This is a genomic window from Kitasatospora sp. NPDC088548 (assembly GCF_044753005.1).
Classification (GTDB): Bacteria; Actinomycetota; Actinomycetes; order Streptomycetales; family Streptomycetaceae; genus Kitasatospora.
In genome coordinates, this window is record NZ_JBIVMI010000055.1 from 1 (window position 1) to 16,021 (window position 16,021).

A 16,021-nucleotide genomic window follows, 5' to 3' on the forward strand; every position below is an offset into this window, starting at 1 on the left:
CAGTTGCGCTCGCGTCACACACCACGGTCTACCGGATCAGGACCCGCCGCGAAGGTGAATCACACAGATTGATCACGACCGAATACGCGCCCTAGCCGCGCCGCCGAACCGCCTCGCGCCGAACCGCCTCGCGCCGAGCCGCTTCCCGCGGACCCGTTCCCCGCCGACCCGTTCCCCGCCGAGCTGCGCCGACTGATCGACCTCGCCGTGGCCGACCCGCAGGCCGCCGAGGAACTGTTCGCCGGGTTCACCCCGCAGGCGATGTGGGACATGGTGATGGCGGGCAGCCCGGCCCCGGACCTGGCCGTCTACCGGTCACCCGCCTTCGCCGCCGCGTACCGCCGAGCCCTCGACACCGCCTTCGCCCAGGGCCCGGCCGGCTACGCCCGCGACACCGCCCTCGCCATGGGCCGCTGGGGCATCGACTTCTCCGCCGTCACCGTCCCGGTCGACGTCTGGTACGGCGAGCTGGACACCACCCACTCACCCGACCAGGGCGCCACCCTGTCGTCCCGCCTCCCGACGGCCACCCGCCACACCGTCCCCGGGGCCGGCGGCGCCCTGCTCTGGACGCACGCCGAGGAGATCCTCCGGACCCTGCTGGAGCGGATCTGAGGCTTGGGGTACATGGGGTGCCGTTCTGGCAATCTGAGCCGATGGACGGTCTCGCCGGTACCCAGTCACCAGTCCGCCGTCTGACCGACCCCGAGGAAGCCGTCGCGGAGCTGGAGCGCGTGGTGCCGGGTCTGACCGCCCTGCGCCTGCCGGGTCGCAAAGACGTCAACTGGTCCGCACTGGAGACGGAGCTCGGAACGGCCCTGCCGACCGACTACAAGCTCCTTTGCGAGCTCTATCCGCCCTTTGTGCTCAGCGATTTCCTCGGCTTCGGCGGGCCGGCGCCCGGCTTCGAGGGCACCTGGGTGCAGGGGGCGCGGGAAAGCCTGGAGATCATCACGGAGTGATGCGAGGAGGCCGACCTGGCCGTCCCGCTTCACCCGTATCCCGCTCCGGGCGGCTTGCTTCCCTGGGCCGGGTCGAACCAGGGGGACTTCTTCTCGTGGACCACCAGCCCGGCCGGCCCGCAGGAGTGGACGGTCACCGTCGCCTCAAGGAGCTCCGCATGGTGGCACTACACCGGTGGGGCGGTTCAGTTTCTGGCTGATCTGGTGAGCGGTGCCCTGGAGCCCCGGGCACTGCCCCGGATCCGTCCCGAGGTCGCCACCTGGTAAGGCGGGCCGGCCTCGCCCGGCACCCGGCACCCGGCACCCGGCACCCGGCACCCGGGGAAGACCTGACCGGCCCGGGCCGGCCCGTATGGCGGTCACCGGCCGACCTACATGATCCCTACGGTGGCCGCATGCACATCACCCCCTTCCGGATCGACGTCCCGCAGGCCGAGCTCGACGAGCTGCGTCTGCGCCTCGCCCGTACCCGCTGGCCGGACGAACTGCCCGGCGTGGGCTGGGACTACGGCGTCGCGCTGCCGTATCTGAGGGAACTCGCCGGGTACTGGGCGGACGGTTACGACTGGCGGGTGCACGAGGCCAGGCTCAACGCGTTCCCGCAGTTCACCACCGGCATCGACGGCCAGAACGTGCACTTCCTGCACGTCCGTTCGCCGGAGCCGAAGGCGACGCCGCTGATCATCACGCACGGCTGGCCGAGCACCGTGCACGACTTCGCCGGCATCATCGGCCCGCTCACGGACCCCCGGGCGCACGGCGGGGATCCGGCGGACGCCTTCCACGTCGTGGCGCCGTCGCTCCCCGGCTTCGCCTACTCCGGGCCGACCGGGGAGACCGGCTGGGGCACCCGGCGGATCGCCCGCGCCTGGGCGGAGCTGATGAGCCGCCTCGGCTACGACCGCTACGGTGCCCAGGGCGGCGACTTCGGCGCCATCGTCTCGCCCGAACTCGCCCGCCTCGCGCCGGAGAACGTCCTCGGCGTCCACCTCAACGGGCCGCCCAACGCCGCGTCTCCGGTGGACCCGGCCGAACTCGACCTGCTCACCGACGACGAGCGCGAGCAGGCGCGGCGTAACCAGCGGTGGTGGTACGCCCACTCCGGCTACGCCACCCAGATGGGCACCCGCCCGCAGACCGTGGCCTACGCGCTGAACGACTCACCTGTCGGCCAACTGGCCTGGAACCTCGAATGGTTCGTCGACCACGACCCGACCGCGACCCGACAGCCGCTGCCCGCCCGCGACGCCGTGCTGACCAATGTGACCGCCTTCTGGGTCACCGGCACCGCAGGCTCCGCCGCCCGTCTCTACCGGGAGATCGCCGCCGACGGCTGGGGCCGGTCGGCACCGTCCGGCGTGCCGACCGGGGTGGCGACGTTTCTCGGTGACCGGGCCGTCCGGGGCCTGGCGGAGCTGTCGAACACCATCACTCACTGGTCCGCGTACGACACCGGCGGCCACTTCGCCTCCCTCCAGGCTCCGGACCTGCTCGTCGCCGACATCCGGACGTTCTTCCGCACCCTGCGCTGAACAGGGCAGGGCACGGCCCGATTGTCAGAGGGGCCTCATAGCTTCGTGCCATGAGCGTCCCTTCCGTGATCCCGGTCAAGTGCGAGCCCGACTACCGGACCAGTACCATCGGCCACTGCCTGGGCGGGCAGTTCTTCGGTTCGGTCACGGCCGCCTTCCCCGAAGGGTGGTCCGGCAAGGACTGGCCGGAGAACAAGCGCTGGTTCGCCGTGCTGCACCGGTTCGACGAGGCCGGGCAGCACCTGGGCTCCCGGATACGGTGCACGGGCACGACGGCGGACGGCGAGCGGCAGGTGATCGACGTCGCTTGCGAGCTGCTGGACCAGTGGCTGGACGAACTGCCGGATCGCACGTACGGCGACATCGCGATCGCGCCCTTCGCCGTGCACGAGGAGGGGTGCCTCTTCGGCCTGGTCGTGGAACAGCACGGCGCGGGCGACAGCGAGGGCGAAGCCGAGGGCGACTGGGCGGAGCTCTACCCGGACGGCCTCGGCTTCCACGCCCCGTGGGACGGCGAGTACGACACCTGAGCCGCTTGCGGCGCCCGGCTGTTGAGCGTATTCGAGCCCACTGGAACGGTGCTCCCGCTCAGATCGCGTGATGTCGCCGCTTCTGCGGCGACATCAGCCCGGCGACCACGTGCCGGGCAGCCGTACGGCCGTCCGGGCGGGGCACCGGCACCCGCGGGCCTGCCAGGTCCCGGCCAGTGAGGGACTTGGCGCCGACAGCGGTCCAGTCGACGCGGCTCACCACGGCGACGTGGCCTTCCACGTGGGCTTCTTCGTCCTCCCAGTCGTCGGGAGGCGCCATCAGGACGCGAAGGTCCCGGTCGTTCAGCCATTCCAGCCCGAGGACCTGCCGGCCGAAGTCGTGCTCGATCAGCGACAGCACGGTGCCGGTCTCCAGGTGGACGAGAAGGAGCTCCCCCTCGAAGTGGTAGCCACCGTCGTACTCGCCGGACCCCACAGCGAGCAGGGAAAGGGACGGGTGGAAAGCCATCGCGTGCACAGGGAAGTCGGAGCGCAGGAGCCAGCGGCGGCGAGCGCGGTCGGTGACGCTGAAGACGCCGATCGTCTTCGCTTCGTCGTACTCGTGCGCGCCCGCCACCGCAAGCAGGCCACGCCGCTTGTCGGCGACGGCCAGGACGGGGTCGCCGATCTCGGAGAAAGGATGGTCACCGCTGTCGCGGTCTACGGAGAACTGGGCCACACCGAGGATCCTCGCAAGGACCCGCGAGAAGTGGGAAGCGCGTTCTGCCCACCCGGGCCTGACACCCCGGATCGACCTCCGTCACCACCGCGGCTCCGCCGTCCTCAGCCCGCGACCACCGCGGCCCGTACGCAGAGCACGTCCGGCAGGTGGGAGACGAGCAGCGACCAGTTCTCGCCCTCGTCGTGGCTGCCGTAGACATCGCCGGTGCGGTTGCCGAAGTAGATGCCTGCCGGTTCGGCGTCGTCGGTGCGCAGGGCGTCGCGCAGGACGATGCCGTAGTGGTCCTCGCCGGGCAGGCCGTTGGCGAGGGACTGCCAGCTGCCGCCGCCGTCCTCGGTGCGGAAGACGCGGCAGCGGCGGCCGGGCGGGATCCGGTCGTCGGCGCCGCCGAGCGGGAACAGGTACGCGGTGTCGGCGCGGCGCGGGTGGGCGGCGACGGCGAAGCCGAAGTTGGCGGGCAGGCCGTCGGCGATGAACCGCCAGTTCGCACCCGCGTCGTCGCTGCGGTAGACGCCGCCGTGGTTCTGCAGGTAGAGGCGGTCGGGGGTGACGGCGTCCCGGGCGATCTTGTGCACGCACTGGCCGAACTCGGGGTACTGGCTCTCCTCGGGGAAGAACTCGGCGCGCAGGCCGGTGTTGGACGGCTGCCAGCTGTCGCCGCCGTCCTTGCTGCGGTAGACGCCCCCGCTGGAGACGGCGACCAGCAGCCGTTCGGGGTCGCGCGGGTCGGTGAGGACGGTGTGCAGGCCCTGACCGCCGTAGCCGGCGCCCCACTGGGCCCGCTGCGGGTGGGACCAGAGTGATTCGACCAGTTCGAAGCTCTCACCGCCGTCCTCGGAGCGGAACAGCGCGGCGGGTTCGGTGCCCGCGTAGACCACGCCGGGTGCCTCGGCTCCGGCCGGCTGGAGCTGCCAGACCCGGGTGAGCGAGGCGCCGGTGTGCTCGGGGAAGCGGATCGCGGGCTTCGGCGGCTCGAACCAGCTCGTGCCGAGGTCGTCCGAGCGCCAGACCGACGGGCCCCAGTGGCTGCTGTCGGCACCGACCAGCAGTCTGACCCGGCCGTCCCGGCGGTCGACGGAAACGGAGTAGATCGCGTTCATTCGGAAGTGCGGCCCGCTGAACTCCCAGTTCAGCCGGTCGCGGCTGCGGCCGAGAAAGAGGCCTTTCTCGGTTCCGACGGCCAACAGGACCTCGGTCATTCCACACACCACCTGGTCGGCGAAACGGCCCCCACCGGGACACCCCCTTATCGGCCAGTGTCCCGCCGGAGATCCTCGGCCACATCTCGCCATGCCGTCGGGAGGACCGCGCCCTCCCGACCGCCCCACCGACGCGGCCCGGCCGCAGGCCCCGGCCCGACCGGAGTCGTGCCGGGGCGGCCCGCGCCTCAGCCCCGGCAGTCCTCCAGCAGCCGCAGCCACACCTCGCTGATCGTCGGATACGCGGGCACCGCGTGCCAGAGCCGGTCGATCGGCACCTCGCCGACCACCGCGACCGTCGCCGAGTGCAGCAGCTCGGCGACCCCGGGGCCGACGAAGGAGGCACCGACCAGCACCTCCCGGTCGAGGTCGAAGAGGACCCTGGCCTTGCCCCGGTAGTCGTCGCCGTACAGCGAGGCGCCGGCGACCGCGCCGAGGTCGTGGTCGACCGTCTTGACCCGCAGGCCCGCCTGCTCGGCGGCGGCCAGCGTCAGGCCGACGGACGCGACCTCCGGATGGGTGAAGACGACCTGTGGCGCCCCGGCGCTGTCGGCCGAAGCGGCGTGCGCGCCCCAACGCGAGGTGTCCAGTGCACGCCCTTCGACGCGGGCCACGATCGCCGCGCCCGCGATGCGCGCCTGGTACTTGCCCTGATGGGTGAGCAGCGCACGGTGGTTGACGTCCCCGACCGCGTACAGCCAGTCGTCGGCGACGCCGAGCACGGTGCAGCTGTCGTCCACGTCCAGCCAGCTGCCGGGCTTCAGCCCGACCTGCTCCAGCCCGACATCGGCGGTGCGCGGTGCGCGGCCGGTGGCGTACAGGACCTCGTCGGCGGTCAGTCGCTCGCCGTCACCGAGGACCAGCGTGACGGGCCCGGGGCCCTCCGCACGCTCCAGCGAGGCGACCTCCGTCCCGAACCGGACGTCCACTCCGGCCGCCCGCAGACCCTCCGCCACCAGCTCGCCGGCGAAGGGCTCCATCCGGGGCAGCAGGCCGCCGCCGCGCACCAGCAGCACGACCTCGGAGCCGAGCGCCCGCCAGGCGGTGGCCATCTCCACCCCGACCACCCCGCCGCCGACCACCGCCAGCCGGGCCGGCACGGTGGGCGAGGCGGTCGCCTCCCGGTTGGTCCACGGCCGGGCCTCGTGCAGCCCGGGAACGTTCTGCGGCAGCACCGGCCGGCTGCCGGTACAGATCGCGACGGCGTGCCGGGCGGTGAGCAGCCGCTCGCTGCCGTCGTCCGCCTCGACGGTGACGGCCCGCTCGCCGGCCAGCCGGCCGTGGCCGCGTGCCAGCTCGATGCCGTTGTCGCGGAGCCACCGCACCTGGCCGTCGTCCTGCCAGTGTGAGGTGAAGGAGTCGCGCCTGGCCAGCACGGCCGCCGCGTCCAGCGCGCGGGGACCGACGGCCTCCCGCGAACCGGCCACCGCACGGGCCTCGGCCAGCGCGGCCACCGGGCGCAGCAGCGCCTTGCTCGGCATACAGGCCCAGTACGAGCACTCGCCGCCGACCAGCTCGCTCTCCACGATCACCGTGCGGAGCCCGGCGGCGGCGGTCCGACCGGCCACGTTCTCACCGGGGGGGCCCGCGCCCACCACGATGACGTCGTACTCCTCGGGTGTGGTCGTCATGCGCGGTCCTCCGTGGTCTCGATGGCCACCCCGGCCCGCAGGGCGAGGGTGACGGGTGTGCGCTCGCAGATGTCGAGCAGTCGGGCGCGCTGGGCGTCGTCGAGTGCGCCGGTGAACGCGACCCGGCGCGAGACCCGGCCGGTGCGCCCGTCCGTCTCGTATCCGAGCCTGACCCGGACGGCCTCCAACGGCCACTCCTTGCGCTCCGCGTACATCCGCAGGGTGATCGCGGTGCAGGAGCCGAGTGAGGCGAGCAGCAGCGCGAACGGCTCCGGCCCGCTGTCCGAACCGCCTCGGCGCACCGGTTCGTCGGCGGTCAGCAGGTGCGTGCCCGCCTTCACCTCCACGTGGTACGGGGCATCGGCGCTGCCGCCGGTCACCACGGCGGTGGTGACCCGCCGGAACTCCGGCACGGCCTCGGGGACGGTCGTACTGGTCGGGATCTGGTTCATCGCGGGCTCACCCTCACTCCCGGCCGGCTCGACTCTCGGTGACCGGTCGGCGCCGTGCCGGGTGCCGACGCCGTGCCCATCCTGCGATGCCGGGGGCGGTCCGCGCAGGCGAACACGCGGACGAACGCAGGGCCCCGCACACCGACCGGCGCGTCGGCCCGCTCAGCTCACCGCCGGCCCCGCCACCTCCGCGAGCTCCGCCAGCACCGCGGCCGTGTCCGCCGGGCGGGAGAACATCGGCCAGTGCCCGGTCGGCAGTTCACGCAGCTCCCACTCGGGGCCGCCGAGCGCGGTGAAGTACGGGTGGCCGGAGGCGATCATGGAGCGGACCTGCTCCAGCGGGAAGGAGCAGGAGACCAGGGCCTTCGGCAGCCGATCCCCTCCGCCGGTCAGTCGCAGCGGCTCGGTGAACGCGCCGGCGGGTTCGTCGGTGGCCCGTTCGCGAATGCGGGCGAGGGTGGCCTCGTCCAGACCGGTGAGACTCGAACCGGAGGCCGCCAACTCCGCCCAGGACGGCATCGGGTGGCGCCAGCCGTCGACGAGGGACGCCTCGGCGCGGGCCCGGTGGTCGGGCTGCCAGACGTCGCCCAGGGAGGCGCCGTCGAGCAGCGGGCCGCTGTCGAGGTAGACGACGCGCCGGATGCGCTCGGGCAACCGGTCGGCCGCGCCGGTGACCGGGGCACCCCCGCCGCTGTGTCCGACCAGCACCACATCCCACAGATCCTCGCGGGTCAACAGGCCGGTCAGATCGGCGATATGGGTCTCCAGCCCGACCTCGGGCCCGCCCTCGCCGACGCGCTCGGCGACGCCGGTGAGGCTCACCGGGTGGACGGTGTGCCCGGCCGCGCGCAGCGGCTCGGCCACCGCGTCCCATGCCCAGGCGCCGAGCCAGAAGCCGGGGACCAGTACGAATGTGCTCATCGGGGATCGCTCCTTCTCAGGACGGCTCTTCGCGGTCCGCCCCGGGGCCGCTCGCCGCGAACCACTCGCCGCGAACCACTCGCCACGAACCCGCTCGCGCGCACCGTGCCGGGACTGCTCGCCGCGGACCGCTCACCGCAGGACTGCTGTCGTCCATGACTCTAGGATCGAATCCGGACAGGACCCGCCCGGATAAGCCTCGCTCACCTCTGGTCACTTCTGATCGAATCCGGTCAACCGGGACGGCCCCGCCCGACCCCGACGACCCGAACGGAGAACGGTGAGCCGATGGATCATCCGGTCAGCCGCGTCCTCGCCCTGCTGGAGCTGCTTCAGGCCCGACCCGGGCTGACCGGCGCCGAGCTGGCCGAGCGGCTGGCGGTGGACGAACGCACCGTCCGCCGCTACGCAGCCCGGCTGGTGGACCTCGGCATCCCGGTACGGGCCGACCGCGGCCGCTACGGCGGCTACCGGCTGCTGCCCGGCTACCGCCTGCCGCCGCTGATGCTGACCGGGGACGAAGCGGCCTCGGTGGTCCTCGGGCTGCTGGCCGGGCGAAGCTCCGGGCTCTCGGTGGGGGAGCAGGCCGCCGAGACGGCGCTCGCCAAGATCCGGCGGGTGCTGCCGGCGCAGCTGCGCGAGCGGGTCGCGGCGGTGGAGCAGACGCTGGGGCTGACCTCGGCGCCCGCCGCCGGTCCCAGCCCGGCCGCCGCGGCCCTGTTCACGCTGGCCGAGGCGGCCCGGCGGCGGCGCCGGGTCGCGCTGGCGTACCGGGACCGTACGGGCGAGCCGAGCGAGCGCGAGTTCGACCCGTACGGCCTGGTCTTTCACTCGGGGCGCTGGTACACCACCGGCCTCGACCACCGCAGCGGCGAACTGCGCACCTTCCGGCTGGACCGGATCGAGGCCGCCGAGCCGCGTGAGGCCGGCTTCGAGGCGCCGGAGGGCTTCGACCCGGTCCAGCGGGTGGTGGAGTCGCTGGCCTCGGTGCCGTGGACGCACGAGGTGGAGGTGGTCCTCACGACCACCCTCGCCGAGGCCCGGCACCGCATCCCGCCCGCCGCCGGGACGCTCACCCCGACCGGGGGCGGGCGGGTCCTGCTGCGCGCCCGGGCCCAGAACCTCGACGGCGTGGCGGTGATGCTGGCCGGCCTCGGCTGGCCGTTCACCGTCCGCCGTCCGGATGCGCTGCGCGCGGAGGTACGGGCCCTCGCCGCCCGGCTGACGGCCTGGAGCGAGGAGTGCGGACCGAGAAATGAGACCGAGGACCGATGAGTGAACCCTGAGGGCCTGCCCGTCCCGGCCCGGGACCTGCCGGGGCGACGCCCACCGTTGCCGCGTTCCGGCACCTCGCACCGCACCGCGTCACCGCACGAGCCGGTGGGCCCGGGGAACTGCCCGCCCCGGGGCCACCGTCGCGGGACCGTCAGACCGGGTGGCCGTCCTGCTCCGCCGCCACCTTGCGCTTCACCTCGGCCATGTCCAGCTTGCGGGCCTGGCCGATCAGGTCCTCGAAGACAGCCTCCGGCAGTGCGCCCGCCTGCGAGAAGACGAGGACGCCCTCGCGGATGATCGCCAGCGTCGGGATCGACTGGATGCCGAAGGCGGAGGCCAGCTCCTGCTGCGCCTCGGTGTCCACCTTCGCGAAGACCAAGTCGGGGTGGCGGTCCGCCGCCTTCTCGTACACCGGGGCGAACTGCCGGCACGGGCCGCACCAGCCGGCCCAGAAGTCGATGAAGACGAAGTCCTTGCCATCCTGGCCGGGGACGATCTCGTCGAAGTTCTCCTTGGTCAGCTCGACCGTGCTGCTCATGTCGTGATTCCTGCCCTTCCGAGGCGGCGGTTCAGGCCATGTGCCCGCGACAACCGCAGCGGCCCGCCCGCTATTCCAGGGCATCCCGCCGACTCGTCGAGTGTTCGGCGGCCCCGCCCGTCATGGAGGGCGTTCCACATCCGCGCGCATCCACCGCGAAGCACACCACGCCCGGAAACCGCCGCGCCGGGCGTCCGGCCGCGCCGGTGGTTGCGGGTCCCGCCGTCACGGCCGTGGCGGTCACCACCGGTTCCACCCCCGCGGTGTTCGCCGTCGCCCAGCAGTTCAGCGCCACCGATCCGACCACCGCCACCGATCCGACCACCGGTGCCGGGGCGGCCATCGGCGTGGACGGCCGGTCCTGGGGTGGCCAAGTCGGTCTCGAACTCTCCTCTGTCCAGGGCTCGTTGACCTTCGGCCCGATCGCCTTCCCGTGTACCGGCGAACGCCGGACCGTTACCACCCGGAGCGTCCCCGCCACCGGTGGTCGGATCGTCAGGGCCGGTTCGGGTCGGGGTGCACCACCATGAAGAGCGACCAGGCGGGCGCGGCCGGGTCGTCCGGGCGAGCGGCGAACTCCTCGAGCAGGGCGTGGAGCCGGGTCTGGAACTCCTCCATCTCCGCCGGCGGCAGGCGCAGCCCGAGCCGGGTGCTGTCGACCTCGGCCGCGGGGGCCAGGGCCAGCTCCTCCAGGAACGCGTCGAGCATCGACCGGTCCTGCGCGGCCGCATCGAGCTGCCAGGACTTCCGCGTCGCCAGATAGGGAATCTCCCGTGCGCCACGCGCGCCGCGTTGCTCCTCCTGGGCCTCCAGAAAACCGGTGCGCACCAGTGTCCTGGTGTGGTGCAGCACGCTGGCGGGATCGCGGCCGAGGATCGCCGCGATCTCCTTGTTGGTGTGCGCCTCGCCGAGGCAAATCCGCAGGATGCGCAGGCGGAGCGCGGAGGCGAGCGCCTTCGCCTCCGCGTCGCTCGCCGGCCGGCGTTCGGTCATGGTCGGCAGTCTACTGAAGGGCCGGGAGGATGAGTGATTGACAAAACCCAATCGCTCTTCCATGGTGGCCCCCATGACTGCTCCCGAGCCCTCGCCCGACCGACCGGCCGACTGCGGCGGACTGTGGCGGCACGCCGACTTCCGCCGGCTGTGGGCCGGTGAGACGGTCAGTCAGTTCGGGACAACGGTGAGCCAGTTGGCCCTTCCTCTCGTCGCCATCCTGGTGCTGCATGCCAGCACCTGGCAGGTCGGGGTGCTGACGGCGTGCGAGACCGCGGCGTTCGTGGCAGTGGGCTTGCCGGCCGGCGCGTGGGTGGAGCGGATGCGCTTCCGTCGGGTGCTGATCGTCAACGACCTTGTTCGGGCCGCCCTGTTGGTCTGGGTCCCGATGGCTCAGCTCCTCGGTGTGCTGACGATCGAACAGTTGTACGTGGTCGCGCTCGTCACCGGGGTGAGCACGGTCTTCTTCGACGTGGCCTACCAGTCTTACCTGCCCCAGCTGATCGACCGGGAGCTGCTGGTCGAGGGCAACGCGAAGCTCCAGGCCAGCGAGTCGGTCAGCCAGATCGCGGGTCCGAGCCTCGGCGGCGCACTGATCCAGGCGCTCACCGCGCCCTACGCGGTGATCGTCGACGCGGTGAGCTTCCTGTGGTCGGCCGCGTGGGTGACGCGGATCGAGGTCAGGCCGCCGCGCCCCGAGCGCAGCCCCGACCCCAACCTGCTTCGGGAGATCCGCGACGGTCTGCGGTTCGTGCTCGGCAACCGGATACTCCGCGCCATCGCCATGTGCACCAGCTCGGCCAACCTCTTCGGTACGGTGATCTCCACCGTCTTCTACGTGCTGCTCGCCCGCCAACTGCGGCTCTCGCCGGGCGTCATCGGCCTGCTCACCTCGACCGCGGCGGTGGGTGGCCTGATTGGCGCACTGGTGGCCGGACGGTTCGCGGCGAAGGTCGGCCAGGGCCCGGCCATCTGGATCGCGAGCGCGGTCGCCGGACCCTGCGCGCTGGTCACCCCGTTCGTGCAGCGCGACTGGACGGTGGGGCTGCTTGCGGTCGCGCAGATCGCGATGTGGATGGGCATCGTGGTCTACAACATCAACCAGGTCAGCTTCCGGCAGGCGCTGTGCCCGCCCGGGCTGCTCGGCCGGATGAACGCGACGATGCGCTTCCTGGTCTGGGGCGCGATGCCCTTCGGGGCGCTGCTCGGCGGTCTGCTCGGCTCGACGATCGGCGTCCGCGGCACGCTGCTGGCCGGGGCGGTCGGCCGGTCGCTCACCTTCCTGCCCGTTTTCCTGTCGCCGCTGCGCCGGATGCGCGAACTGCCGTCCTACGCCGAGCCGGCGGCGGAGGGGAACCCCGCTGCCGGCCCGTTGGTACCGAGCGAGCCCTGAGAATGAGGCGAGTACATGCTCGGCACAATCAGCAGCCCAGAGCACACATGACCGGTGGTCGTCCTTGCAGGGGCCCCATGCCTGCTCGATCGCCGGGCGGTTCTTGGGTGGAGGGGGACCAGGCCGAATCCGGACGGCGCGCATTCGGCCCATCCTGCCCGGTCGCCGTGCCGGGTGGTGCGGCAGACTCCCGCCGGCAGGAGCCGCTTCTCTGATCGGCTTGTCTGCATGCCCGTTGCCGCCGCAGGCCCGATCGTCCCGACCGCATCCGAGCGCCACCGGCCGAAGAAGGCGGCCTGGGGTCATGGGACTCCCCACCAGGCCCGGATGAGCGCGCAGGTCGTGCTGCACGCCGCGCGCGGACGCTCCGACGCGCGCACCGCCCACGAGACCGGCCCGCACGTGGACACCGTGCGCGGGTGGCGGGGCCGCCCGCGTCCTGGACCTGTACGCCCGCACCTGGCAGGGCGAACCGCTCGGCCACGACGAGTACCTGATCAGCGCCGACGAGAAGACGTCCATCCAGGCCCGCTGCCGGTGCCACCCCACCCTCACCCCCGGAAAGGCCAGAGTGATGCCGGTCAACCCACACCTACGGCCGCGGCGGCGCCCTGACCTGTCTCGCCGCCCAGGACGTTCACCGGGCCAGGGTGTTCGGTCGCGCCGAGCCGCGCACCGGCATCGGCCAGTTCATGAACCTCGTCGCGCAGGTCATGAGCCAGGAACCCTACGCCAGCGCCAAGTACGGAGCTGACCACTTGGCCGCCGTCGTGGGACTTGAACATGCCGGCTCATTGCTCCGGCTCCGCGCGGTGCCCGGCCGCCGCCGAGGCGATCCGGGTCAGGACACGGCCGCAGCGGCGGGCGAACAGGCGCTGGCCGAGCGGCAGCAGGGGGCCGGCGAGGCGGGCGAACCAGCGGTCGGGGCGGCTGAAGGCGGTGACGGTGAACCAGACGGCCTTGTCCGGGCCCATCTCGACCCGGAACGTCTCCTCGCCGCAGGCGAGATGGCCGTGGCGGGTGCCGTAGGTGAAGCCGTAGCGGTCGGGGCCGTCGTCGCTGCGGACCACCCGGCAGGGGGCGCCGGCCCGTAGCGGGCCGAGGCCGATGGCGCACTCGACGGTGACTCCGGCGGCGGCCCGGCCGGCCTCGGCGGTGACCAGGACGCCGGCCGCGCGGTGCATCCGCCAGCCGAGCAGCGCGTCACCGGCGGCGTCCAGCGCGGCGCGGCCGTGGCCGATCAGGACGCGGTGGCGCAGGTGGTTGTAGCCGGCGGGCAGCGGCCGGTCGACGGCACTGCTGGCCCCGACCTGGGGGTAGTTGAGGTCGTTGGTGTTCATCACACGGTTTCCTTGGTGAGCGGGTCGAAGCGGCCGAGCCGACCGGGGTGGCCGGGGTGACCGACGCGGCGCCAGGCGAGCAGGGAGCAGAGCGCGAAGCCGAGCGCGTTGCCGACCCCGTGGGTGGCGGCCATCCAGCCCAGGGTGGGGTGCGGGAGCCCGGACGCCTCGCCGAGTGCCCACCAGAGGGCGAGCAGCATGGTGGCGACGAGCACGGCGGAGGAGACGGCGAGCAGGGCGGCGGTGGTCCGGTCGGCGGCACGGGTGCGCAGGTCGCGCCAGGTGAGCAGGCCGGTCAGCCACATCCCGGCGGTGAGCACCAGGGCGCCGGCGAACTCGGCCCAGTCGTCGACGAAGTAGCCGGCCAGCACCAGCAGGGTGCCGAGCGGGACGCTGAGCGCGGCGCAGCGGGCGGCGGCGCTCGCGGGTGCGGCCCGGCAGACCAGTCCGGCGACGAGGGCGGCGGTGAAGCCGGCGTAGTGGAAGTGCGGCACCGTCAGCGCCAGGATGTCGAGGTCGAAGCCGAGCAGTCGGTACCCCGACCGTTCGGCGACCAGTGCGAGCCCGGCCACCGAGGGGGTGGTGAGCGCGGTGAGCACGGCGGTCTCGCGTGGTGCGAGGGAGCGGGTGCGGGCCAGCCGCAGCGGCGCGTGGGCGGCGAGGGCGAGGGTGCCGAGCGCGTACAGGAGGGCGCTGCCGGTCGCGAGGCCGCCGCGCGGCAGCCAGAGCGAGAGTGCGCCGGGGACGGCGGCCAGCGGCCAGTACCGGCGGACGCGGGCGAGCCCGGGTTCGTCGATCAGGGTGAGGCCGAGCGGGATCACGGCGCCCATGCCGAGCAGGACGAGAAGGTCGACCAGTTCCGCCGTGCCCCGGCCCATCGCTACCACCCCGCTATCTTGAACGCGTTCAAACTCTACTGGCGGTGACTCTACGCTCATCGATTGAACGCGTTCAAGTCGCCCCCGGATTGCGCTGCCCTGGTGTTCACGCTGGGTACGGCGCACTCTGGAGGAGTAACCGTTGGAGGTGATCCGCCATGCAGACTCTCGTCGGTTGGCACATCGAGATGGAGTTTCGCGAGGAGGGGGCGAGGACGTCCGCCGCCGCCCTGCTACGGCTCGGGGACGGCACGGAAGTGCGCGCCCACGGCTACACCAGCCGCCACCCGTCCGACCCGGAACAGCTGAGAGTCGGCGAGGAGATCGCGGCCGCCCGGGCGCTCAACGACCTCGCCTCACAGCTCCTCACCAAGGCGCACGGCGAGATCCAGGAGGTCAGCCCGGTCCCGACCCACCCGCTGACGTGACGACACCGGGCCGCGACGGCGGGCCCGTCGCCCGGGAACCGCGCAAGCCGGGCATCCCGTTGATCTGCCCGCGGTGCGGCCACGAGCAGCAGGTCGTCCCCGGCGGGCCCGGCCGGGTGGTCAGGGTGGTGCACGTCGGCACCGGACGGGAGGCGTGCGAACCCGGCGACCTCGCCACGGCCCCGGAGGACGGGGACTGAGGCGAAAGGCCGGGTCCGCGACGACCGGGTCCGCGACGGGGACACCCCCGCCGCACCCCGGTCCGCCGCACCCCGGACGGGCCTCCCGGTTCGGGCCGCCTCAGTTCGGACAGTACGTCGTCGGCAGCTGCCACTCCGGCCCGATCAGCCGCTGCTCCAGCTCGTTGAGCGTGATCCGGATGCCGACCGTCCCGGCCAGGCCGAGCCGGAAGCGGCTGCGGGCCAGGGCGATCAGCGCCGTCATGCCGTACTTGTTGATCAGCGAGGTGCGGTAGCGCGCGGTGGCGTCCTCGTCGCAGACCGCCGCGCGGGCGGGGAGCTGCCGGCCGGTCGGACGCCCATGGGCATCGCACGGGCCGACGAGCACCTTGGGGTGGCGGCGGATGCGCTCGGCCTCGCCGGAGTGGGCGGGGGTCCAGATGCCGAGCGCCGGGCCGTCGGCGACCACCCAGATCTGCGAGCGGAGCTTGCTGCCGTCCTCGCCGAAGGTGGTGAGCAGGAGGTATCTGCTGTCGGCGAGTTGGTCGGTACGGTCGTGCACGATGTCCTCCCTTGTCCAGGTCGGGCAGGCCGGTGTCCGTGGTGCGGTGTCCACCCGGTGCTCGTGGCGCGGTGCTTGTTGTGCGGTGCTCGTCGTGCGGCGCGGTGCCTACGGTGTGGTGCTTGCGGTACGGCGCGGTGCGGGCCCCGTCGCCCCGCGCCGCAGGGCCGGCGGCAGCGCCCGTCAGTGCCCGTGGCCCTGGCCGTCGGTGATCTCGCGGTACTCCTCGGCGGTGGGCTTGGCGATCCTGGCGCCCTCGCCGTACAGCCCACGGGACAGCCTCGCACGGGTGCGGGTGAGCGCCCCCGCCGGGTGGGCGACTCCATTCTCGTCCACGGCGGCCGGGAGTTCGAGGGGTCGGGGCTGCTCGTGCGAGGTGAGCCGGTGCAGTTCGGCCGCCGTGAGCGGGGCGTGCACCTCGACGAACTCGTCGTGCGGCAGGCGCTTGATGACGCCGGTCTCGCGGCCGTGCAGCACCTTCTCCTTGTCCCGGCGCTGGAGGCCGAGGCACCAGCGCTTGGTGATG

The 16,021-nt window shown here is 72.9% G+C and carries 20 protein-coding genes and 1 pseudogene; 9 read left to right on the plus strand and 12 right to left on the minus strand.

Translation table 11 applies throughout. From position 1 onward, the window contains the following. Positions 1 to 207: 207 nt before the first annotated feature. The 4 genes from ACIP82_RS37095 to ACIP82_RS37110 all read left to right on the plus strand — a co-directional run bounded on the left by ACIP82_RS37095 (position 208) and on the right by ACIP82_RS37110 (position 3,024). Positions 208 to 615: an alpha/beta fold hydrolase gene (locus ACIP82_RS37095; RefSeq protein WP_400660062.1), complete on the plus strand. Its 408-nt coding sequence runs from the start codon at positions 208 to 210 to the stop codon at positions 613 to 615. A gap of 41 nt (positions 616 to 656) precedes the next feature. Next, a complete protein-coding gene (locus ACIP82_RS37100) occupies positions 657 to 962 on the plus strand; it encodes a hypothetical protein (protein ID WP_400660065.1) in 306 nt (101 codons plus the stop codon). A 395-nt stretch (positions 963 to 1,357) separates the two neighbouring features. After that, positions 1,358 to 2,494 (plus strand): epoxide hydrolase family protein, encoded by a 1,137-nt coding sequence (locus ACIP82_RS37105; protein WP_400660068.1) that lies wholly within the window; start codon positions 1,358 to 1,360, stop codon positions 2,492 to 2,494. A 50-nt stretch (positions 2,495 to 2,544) separates the two neighbouring features. Beyond that, positions 2,545 to 3,024, plus strand: a complete 480-nt coding sequence (locus ACIP82_RS37110) for a hypothetical protein (protein ID WP_400660070.1) — start codon at positions 2,545 to 2,547, stop codon at positions 3,022 to 3,024. A gap of 58 nt (positions 3,025 to 3,082) precedes the next feature. Here the strand turns inward: ACIP82_RS37110 and ACIP82_RS37115 are convergent, their stop codons facing one another. The 5 genes from ACIP82_RS37115 to ACIP82_RS37135 form a co-directional block, all read right to left on the minus strand. Continuing rightward, positions 3,083 to 3,703 (minus strand): hypothetical protein, encoded by a 621-nt coding sequence (locus tag ACIP82_RS37115; RefSeq protein ID WP_400660073.1) that lies wholly within the window; start codon positions 3,701 to 3,703, stop codon positions 3,083 to 3,085. 104 nt (positions 3,704 to 3,807) lie between these two features. Further along, the gene (locus ACIP82_RS37120) at positions 3,808 to 4,905 is read right to left on the minus strand and encodes a WD40/YVTN/BNR-like repeat-containing protein (protein ID WP_400660075.1); all 1,098 of its coding nucleotides are present in this window, start codon (positions 4,903 to 4,905) and stop codon (positions 3,808 to 3,810) included. Positions 4,906 to 5,093: 188 nt separating this feature from the next. Next, positions 5,094 to 6,536 carry a dihydrolipoyl dehydrogenase family protein gene (locus ACIP82_RS37125; protein ID WP_400660078.1) on the minus strand — a complete coding sequence of 481 codons (1,443 nt, stop codon included), beginning with the start codon at positions 6,534 to 6,536 and terminating at the stop codon, positions 5,094 to 5,096. Further along, positions 6,533 to 6,988, minus strand: coding sequence for an OsmC family protein (locus tag ACIP82_RS37130; protein ID WP_400660081.1), 456 nt, complete (start codon positions 6,986 to 6,988; stop codon positions 6,533 to 6,535). The genes ACIP82_RS37125 and ACIP82_RS37130 overlap by 4 nt, the downstream gene beginning before the upstream one ends. Positions 6,989 to 7,150: 162 nt before the next feature. Then, entirely contained in the window at positions 7,151 to 7,909 is a 759-nt protein-coding gene (locus tag ACIP82_RS37135; protein ID WP_400660083.1) for an alpha/beta fold hydrolase, read from the minus strand. Between the two features lie 288 nt (positions 7,910 to 8,197). Between ACIP82_RS37135 and ACIP82_RS37140 the strand changes: the two genes are divergently transcribed. Beyond that, a complete protein-coding gene (locus tag ACIP82_RS37140; protein WP_363614361.1) occupies positions 8,198 to 9,184 on the plus strand; it encodes a YafY family protein in 987 nt (328 codons plus the stop codon). A 151-nt stretch (positions 9,185 to 9,335) separates the two neighbouring features. Here the strand turns inward: ACIP82_RS37140 and ACIP82_RS37145 are convergent, their stop codons facing one another. After that, positions 9,336 to 9,722, minus strand: a complete 387-nt coding sequence (locus ACIP82_RS37145; protein WP_363614363.1) for a thioredoxin domain-containing protein — start codon at positions 9,720 to 9,722, stop codon at positions 9,336 to 9,338. 233 nt (positions 9,723 to 9,955) lie between these two features. Between ACIP82_RS37145 and ACIP82_RS37150 the strand changes: the two genes are divergently transcribed. After that, positions 9,956 to 10,252, plus strand: coding sequence for a hypothetical protein (locus ACIP82_RS37150; RefSeq protein WP_400660087.1), 297 nt, complete (start codon positions 9,956 to 9,958; stop codon positions 10,250 to 10,252). On the opposite strand, the gene ACIP82_RS37155 is transcribed toward ACIP82_RS37150, so the two are convergent. After that, complete coding sequence (locus tag ACIP82_RS37155) at positions 10,218 to 10,715, minus strand: ArsR/SmtB family transcription factor (RefSeq protein WP_400660090.1); 498 nt, start codon at positions 10,713 to 10,715, stop codon at positions 10,218 to 10,220. The genes ACIP82_RS37150 and ACIP82_RS37155 overlap by 35 nt on opposite strands. Before the next feature lie 73 nt (positions 10,716 to 10,788). Between ACIP82_RS37155 and ACIP82_RS37160 the strand changes: the two genes are divergently transcribed. Further along, entirely contained in the window at positions 10,789 to 12,108 is a 1,320-nt protein-coding gene (locus ACIP82_RS37160) for an MFS transporter (RefSeq protein WP_400660093.1), read from the plus strand. A 581-nt stretch (positions 12,109 to 12,689) separates the two neighbouring features. Here ACIP82_RS37160 and ACIP82_RS37165 read toward each other — a convergent pair. The 3 genes from ACIP82_RS37165 to ACIP82_RS37175 are packed head-to-tail and all read right to left on the minus strand — an operon-like array spanning position 12,690 to position 14,326. Further along, complete coding sequence (locus ACIP82_RS37165) at positions 12,690 to 12,893, minus strand: hypothetical protein (RefSeq protein ID WP_400660096.1); 204 nt, start codon at positions 12,891 to 12,893, stop codon at positions 12,690 to 12,692. 6 nt (positions 12,894 to 12,899) lie between these two features. Next, a complete protein-coding gene (locus tag ACIP82_RS37170; protein WP_400660098.1) occupies positions 12,900 to 13,448 on the minus strand; it encodes a DUF1990 family protein in 549 nt (182 codons plus the stop codon). Then, positions 13,448 to 14,326, minus strand: coding sequence for a YndJ family protein (locus ACIP82_RS37175; protein WP_400660101.1), 879 nt, complete (start codon positions 14,324 to 14,326; stop codon positions 13,448 to 13,450). The genes ACIP82_RS37170 and ACIP82_RS37175 overlap by 1 nt, the downstream gene beginning before the upstream one ends. Before the next feature lie 158 nt (positions 14,327 to 14,484). On the opposite strand from ACIP82_RS37175, the gene ACIP82_RS37180 reads away from it, so the two are divergent. Together ACIP82_RS37180 and ACIP82_RS37185 are read left to right on the plus strand one after the other, a co-directional pair. After that, on the plus strand, positions 14,485 to 14,754 hold the full coding sequence (locus ACIP82_RS37180) for a DUF1876 domain-containing protein (protein WP_363614369.1): 270 nt from the start codon (positions 14,485 to 14,487) through the stop codon (positions 14,752 to 14,754). Next, positions 14,751 to 14,954 carry a hypothetical protein gene (locus ACIP82_RS37185; RefSeq protein ID WP_363614371.1) on the plus strand — a complete coding sequence of 68 codons (204 nt, stop codon included), beginning with the start codon at positions 14,751 to 14,753 and terminating at the stop codon, positions 14,952 to 14,954. Before ACIP82_RS37180 ends, ACIP82_RS37185 begins: the two co-directional genes overlap by 4 nt. A gap of 100 nt (positions 14,955 to 15,054) precedes the next feature. On the opposite strand, the gene ACIP82_RS37190 is transcribed toward ACIP82_RS37185, so the two are convergent. Both ACIP82_RS37190 and ACIP82_RS37195 read right to left on the minus strand, forming a co-directional pair. Continuing rightward, positions 15,055 to 15,495, minus strand: a complete 441-nt coding sequence (locus ACIP82_RS37190; protein ID WP_363614373.1) for a PPOX class F420-dependent oxidoreductase — start codon at positions 15,493 to 15,495, stop codon at positions 15,055 to 15,057. A gap of 183 nt (positions 15,496 to 15,678) precedes the next feature. After that, positions 15,679 to 16,021, minus strand: a pseudogene (locus tag ACIP82_RS37195) (ubiquinol-cytochrome c reductase cytochrome b subunit); the annotation flags it as partial.

Coding starts and splice junctions, on each gene's coding strand:
- ACIP82_RS37100 (WP_400660065.1), top strand. CDS start 657: ATGGACGGTCTCGCCGGTACCCAGTCACCAGTCCGCCGTCTGACCGAC.
- ACIP82_RS37105 (WP_400660068.1), top strand. CDS start 1,358: ATGCACATCACCCCCTTCCGGATCGACGTCCCGCAGGCCGAGCTCGAC.
- ACIP82_RS37110 (WP_400660070.1), top strand. CDS start 2,545: ATGAGCGTCCCTTCCGTGATCCCGGTCAAGTGCGAGCCCGACTACCGG.
- ACIP82_RS37120 (WP_400660075.1), bottom strand. CDS start 4,905: ATGACCGAGGTCCTGTTGGCCGTCGGAACCGAGAAAGGCCTCTTTCTC.
- ACIP82_RS37125 (WP_400660078.1), bottom strand. CDS start 6,536: ATGACGACCACACCCGAGGAGTACGACGTCATCGTGGTGGGCGCGGGC.
- ACIP82_RS37130 (WP_400660081.1), bottom strand. CDS start 6,988: ATGAACCAGATCCCGACCAGTACGACCGTCCCCGAGGCCGTGCCGGAG.
- ACIP82_RS37135 (WP_400660083.1), bottom strand. CDS start 7,909: ATGAGCACATTCGTACTGGTCCCCGGCTTCTGGCTCGGCGCCTGGGCA.
- ACIP82_RS37140 (WP_363614361.1), top strand. CDS start 8,198: ATGGATCATCCGGTCAGCCGCGTCCTCGCCCTGCTGGAGCTGCTTCAG.
- ACIP82_RS37145 (WP_363614363.1), bottom strand. CDS start 9,722: ATGAGCAGCACGGTCGAGCTGACCAAGGAGAACTTCGACGAGATCGTC.
- ACIP82_RS37155 (WP_400660090.1), bottom strand. CDS start 10,715: ATGACCGAACGCCGGCCGGCGAGCGACGCGGAGGCGAAGGCGCTCGCC.
- ACIP82_RS37160 (WP_400660093.1), top strand. CDS start 10,789: ATGACTGCTCCCGAGCCCTCGCCCGACCGACCGGCCGACTGCGGCGGA.
- ACIP82_RS37165 (WP_400660096.1), bottom strand. CDS start 12,893: ATGTTCAAGTCCCACGACGGCGGCCAAGTGGTCAGCTCCGTACTTGGC.
- ACIP82_RS37170 (WP_400660098.1), bottom strand. CDS start 13,448: ATGAACACCAACGACCTCAACTACCCCCAGGTCGGGGCCAGCAGTGCC.
- ACIP82_RS37175 (WP_400660101.1), bottom strand. CDS start 14,326: ATGGGCCGGGGCACGGCGGAACTGGTCGACCTTCTCGTCCTGCTCGGC.
- ACIP82_RS37180 (WP_363614369.1), top strand. CDS start 14,485: ATGCAGACTCTCGTCGGTTGGCACATCGAGATGGAGTTTCGCGAGGAG.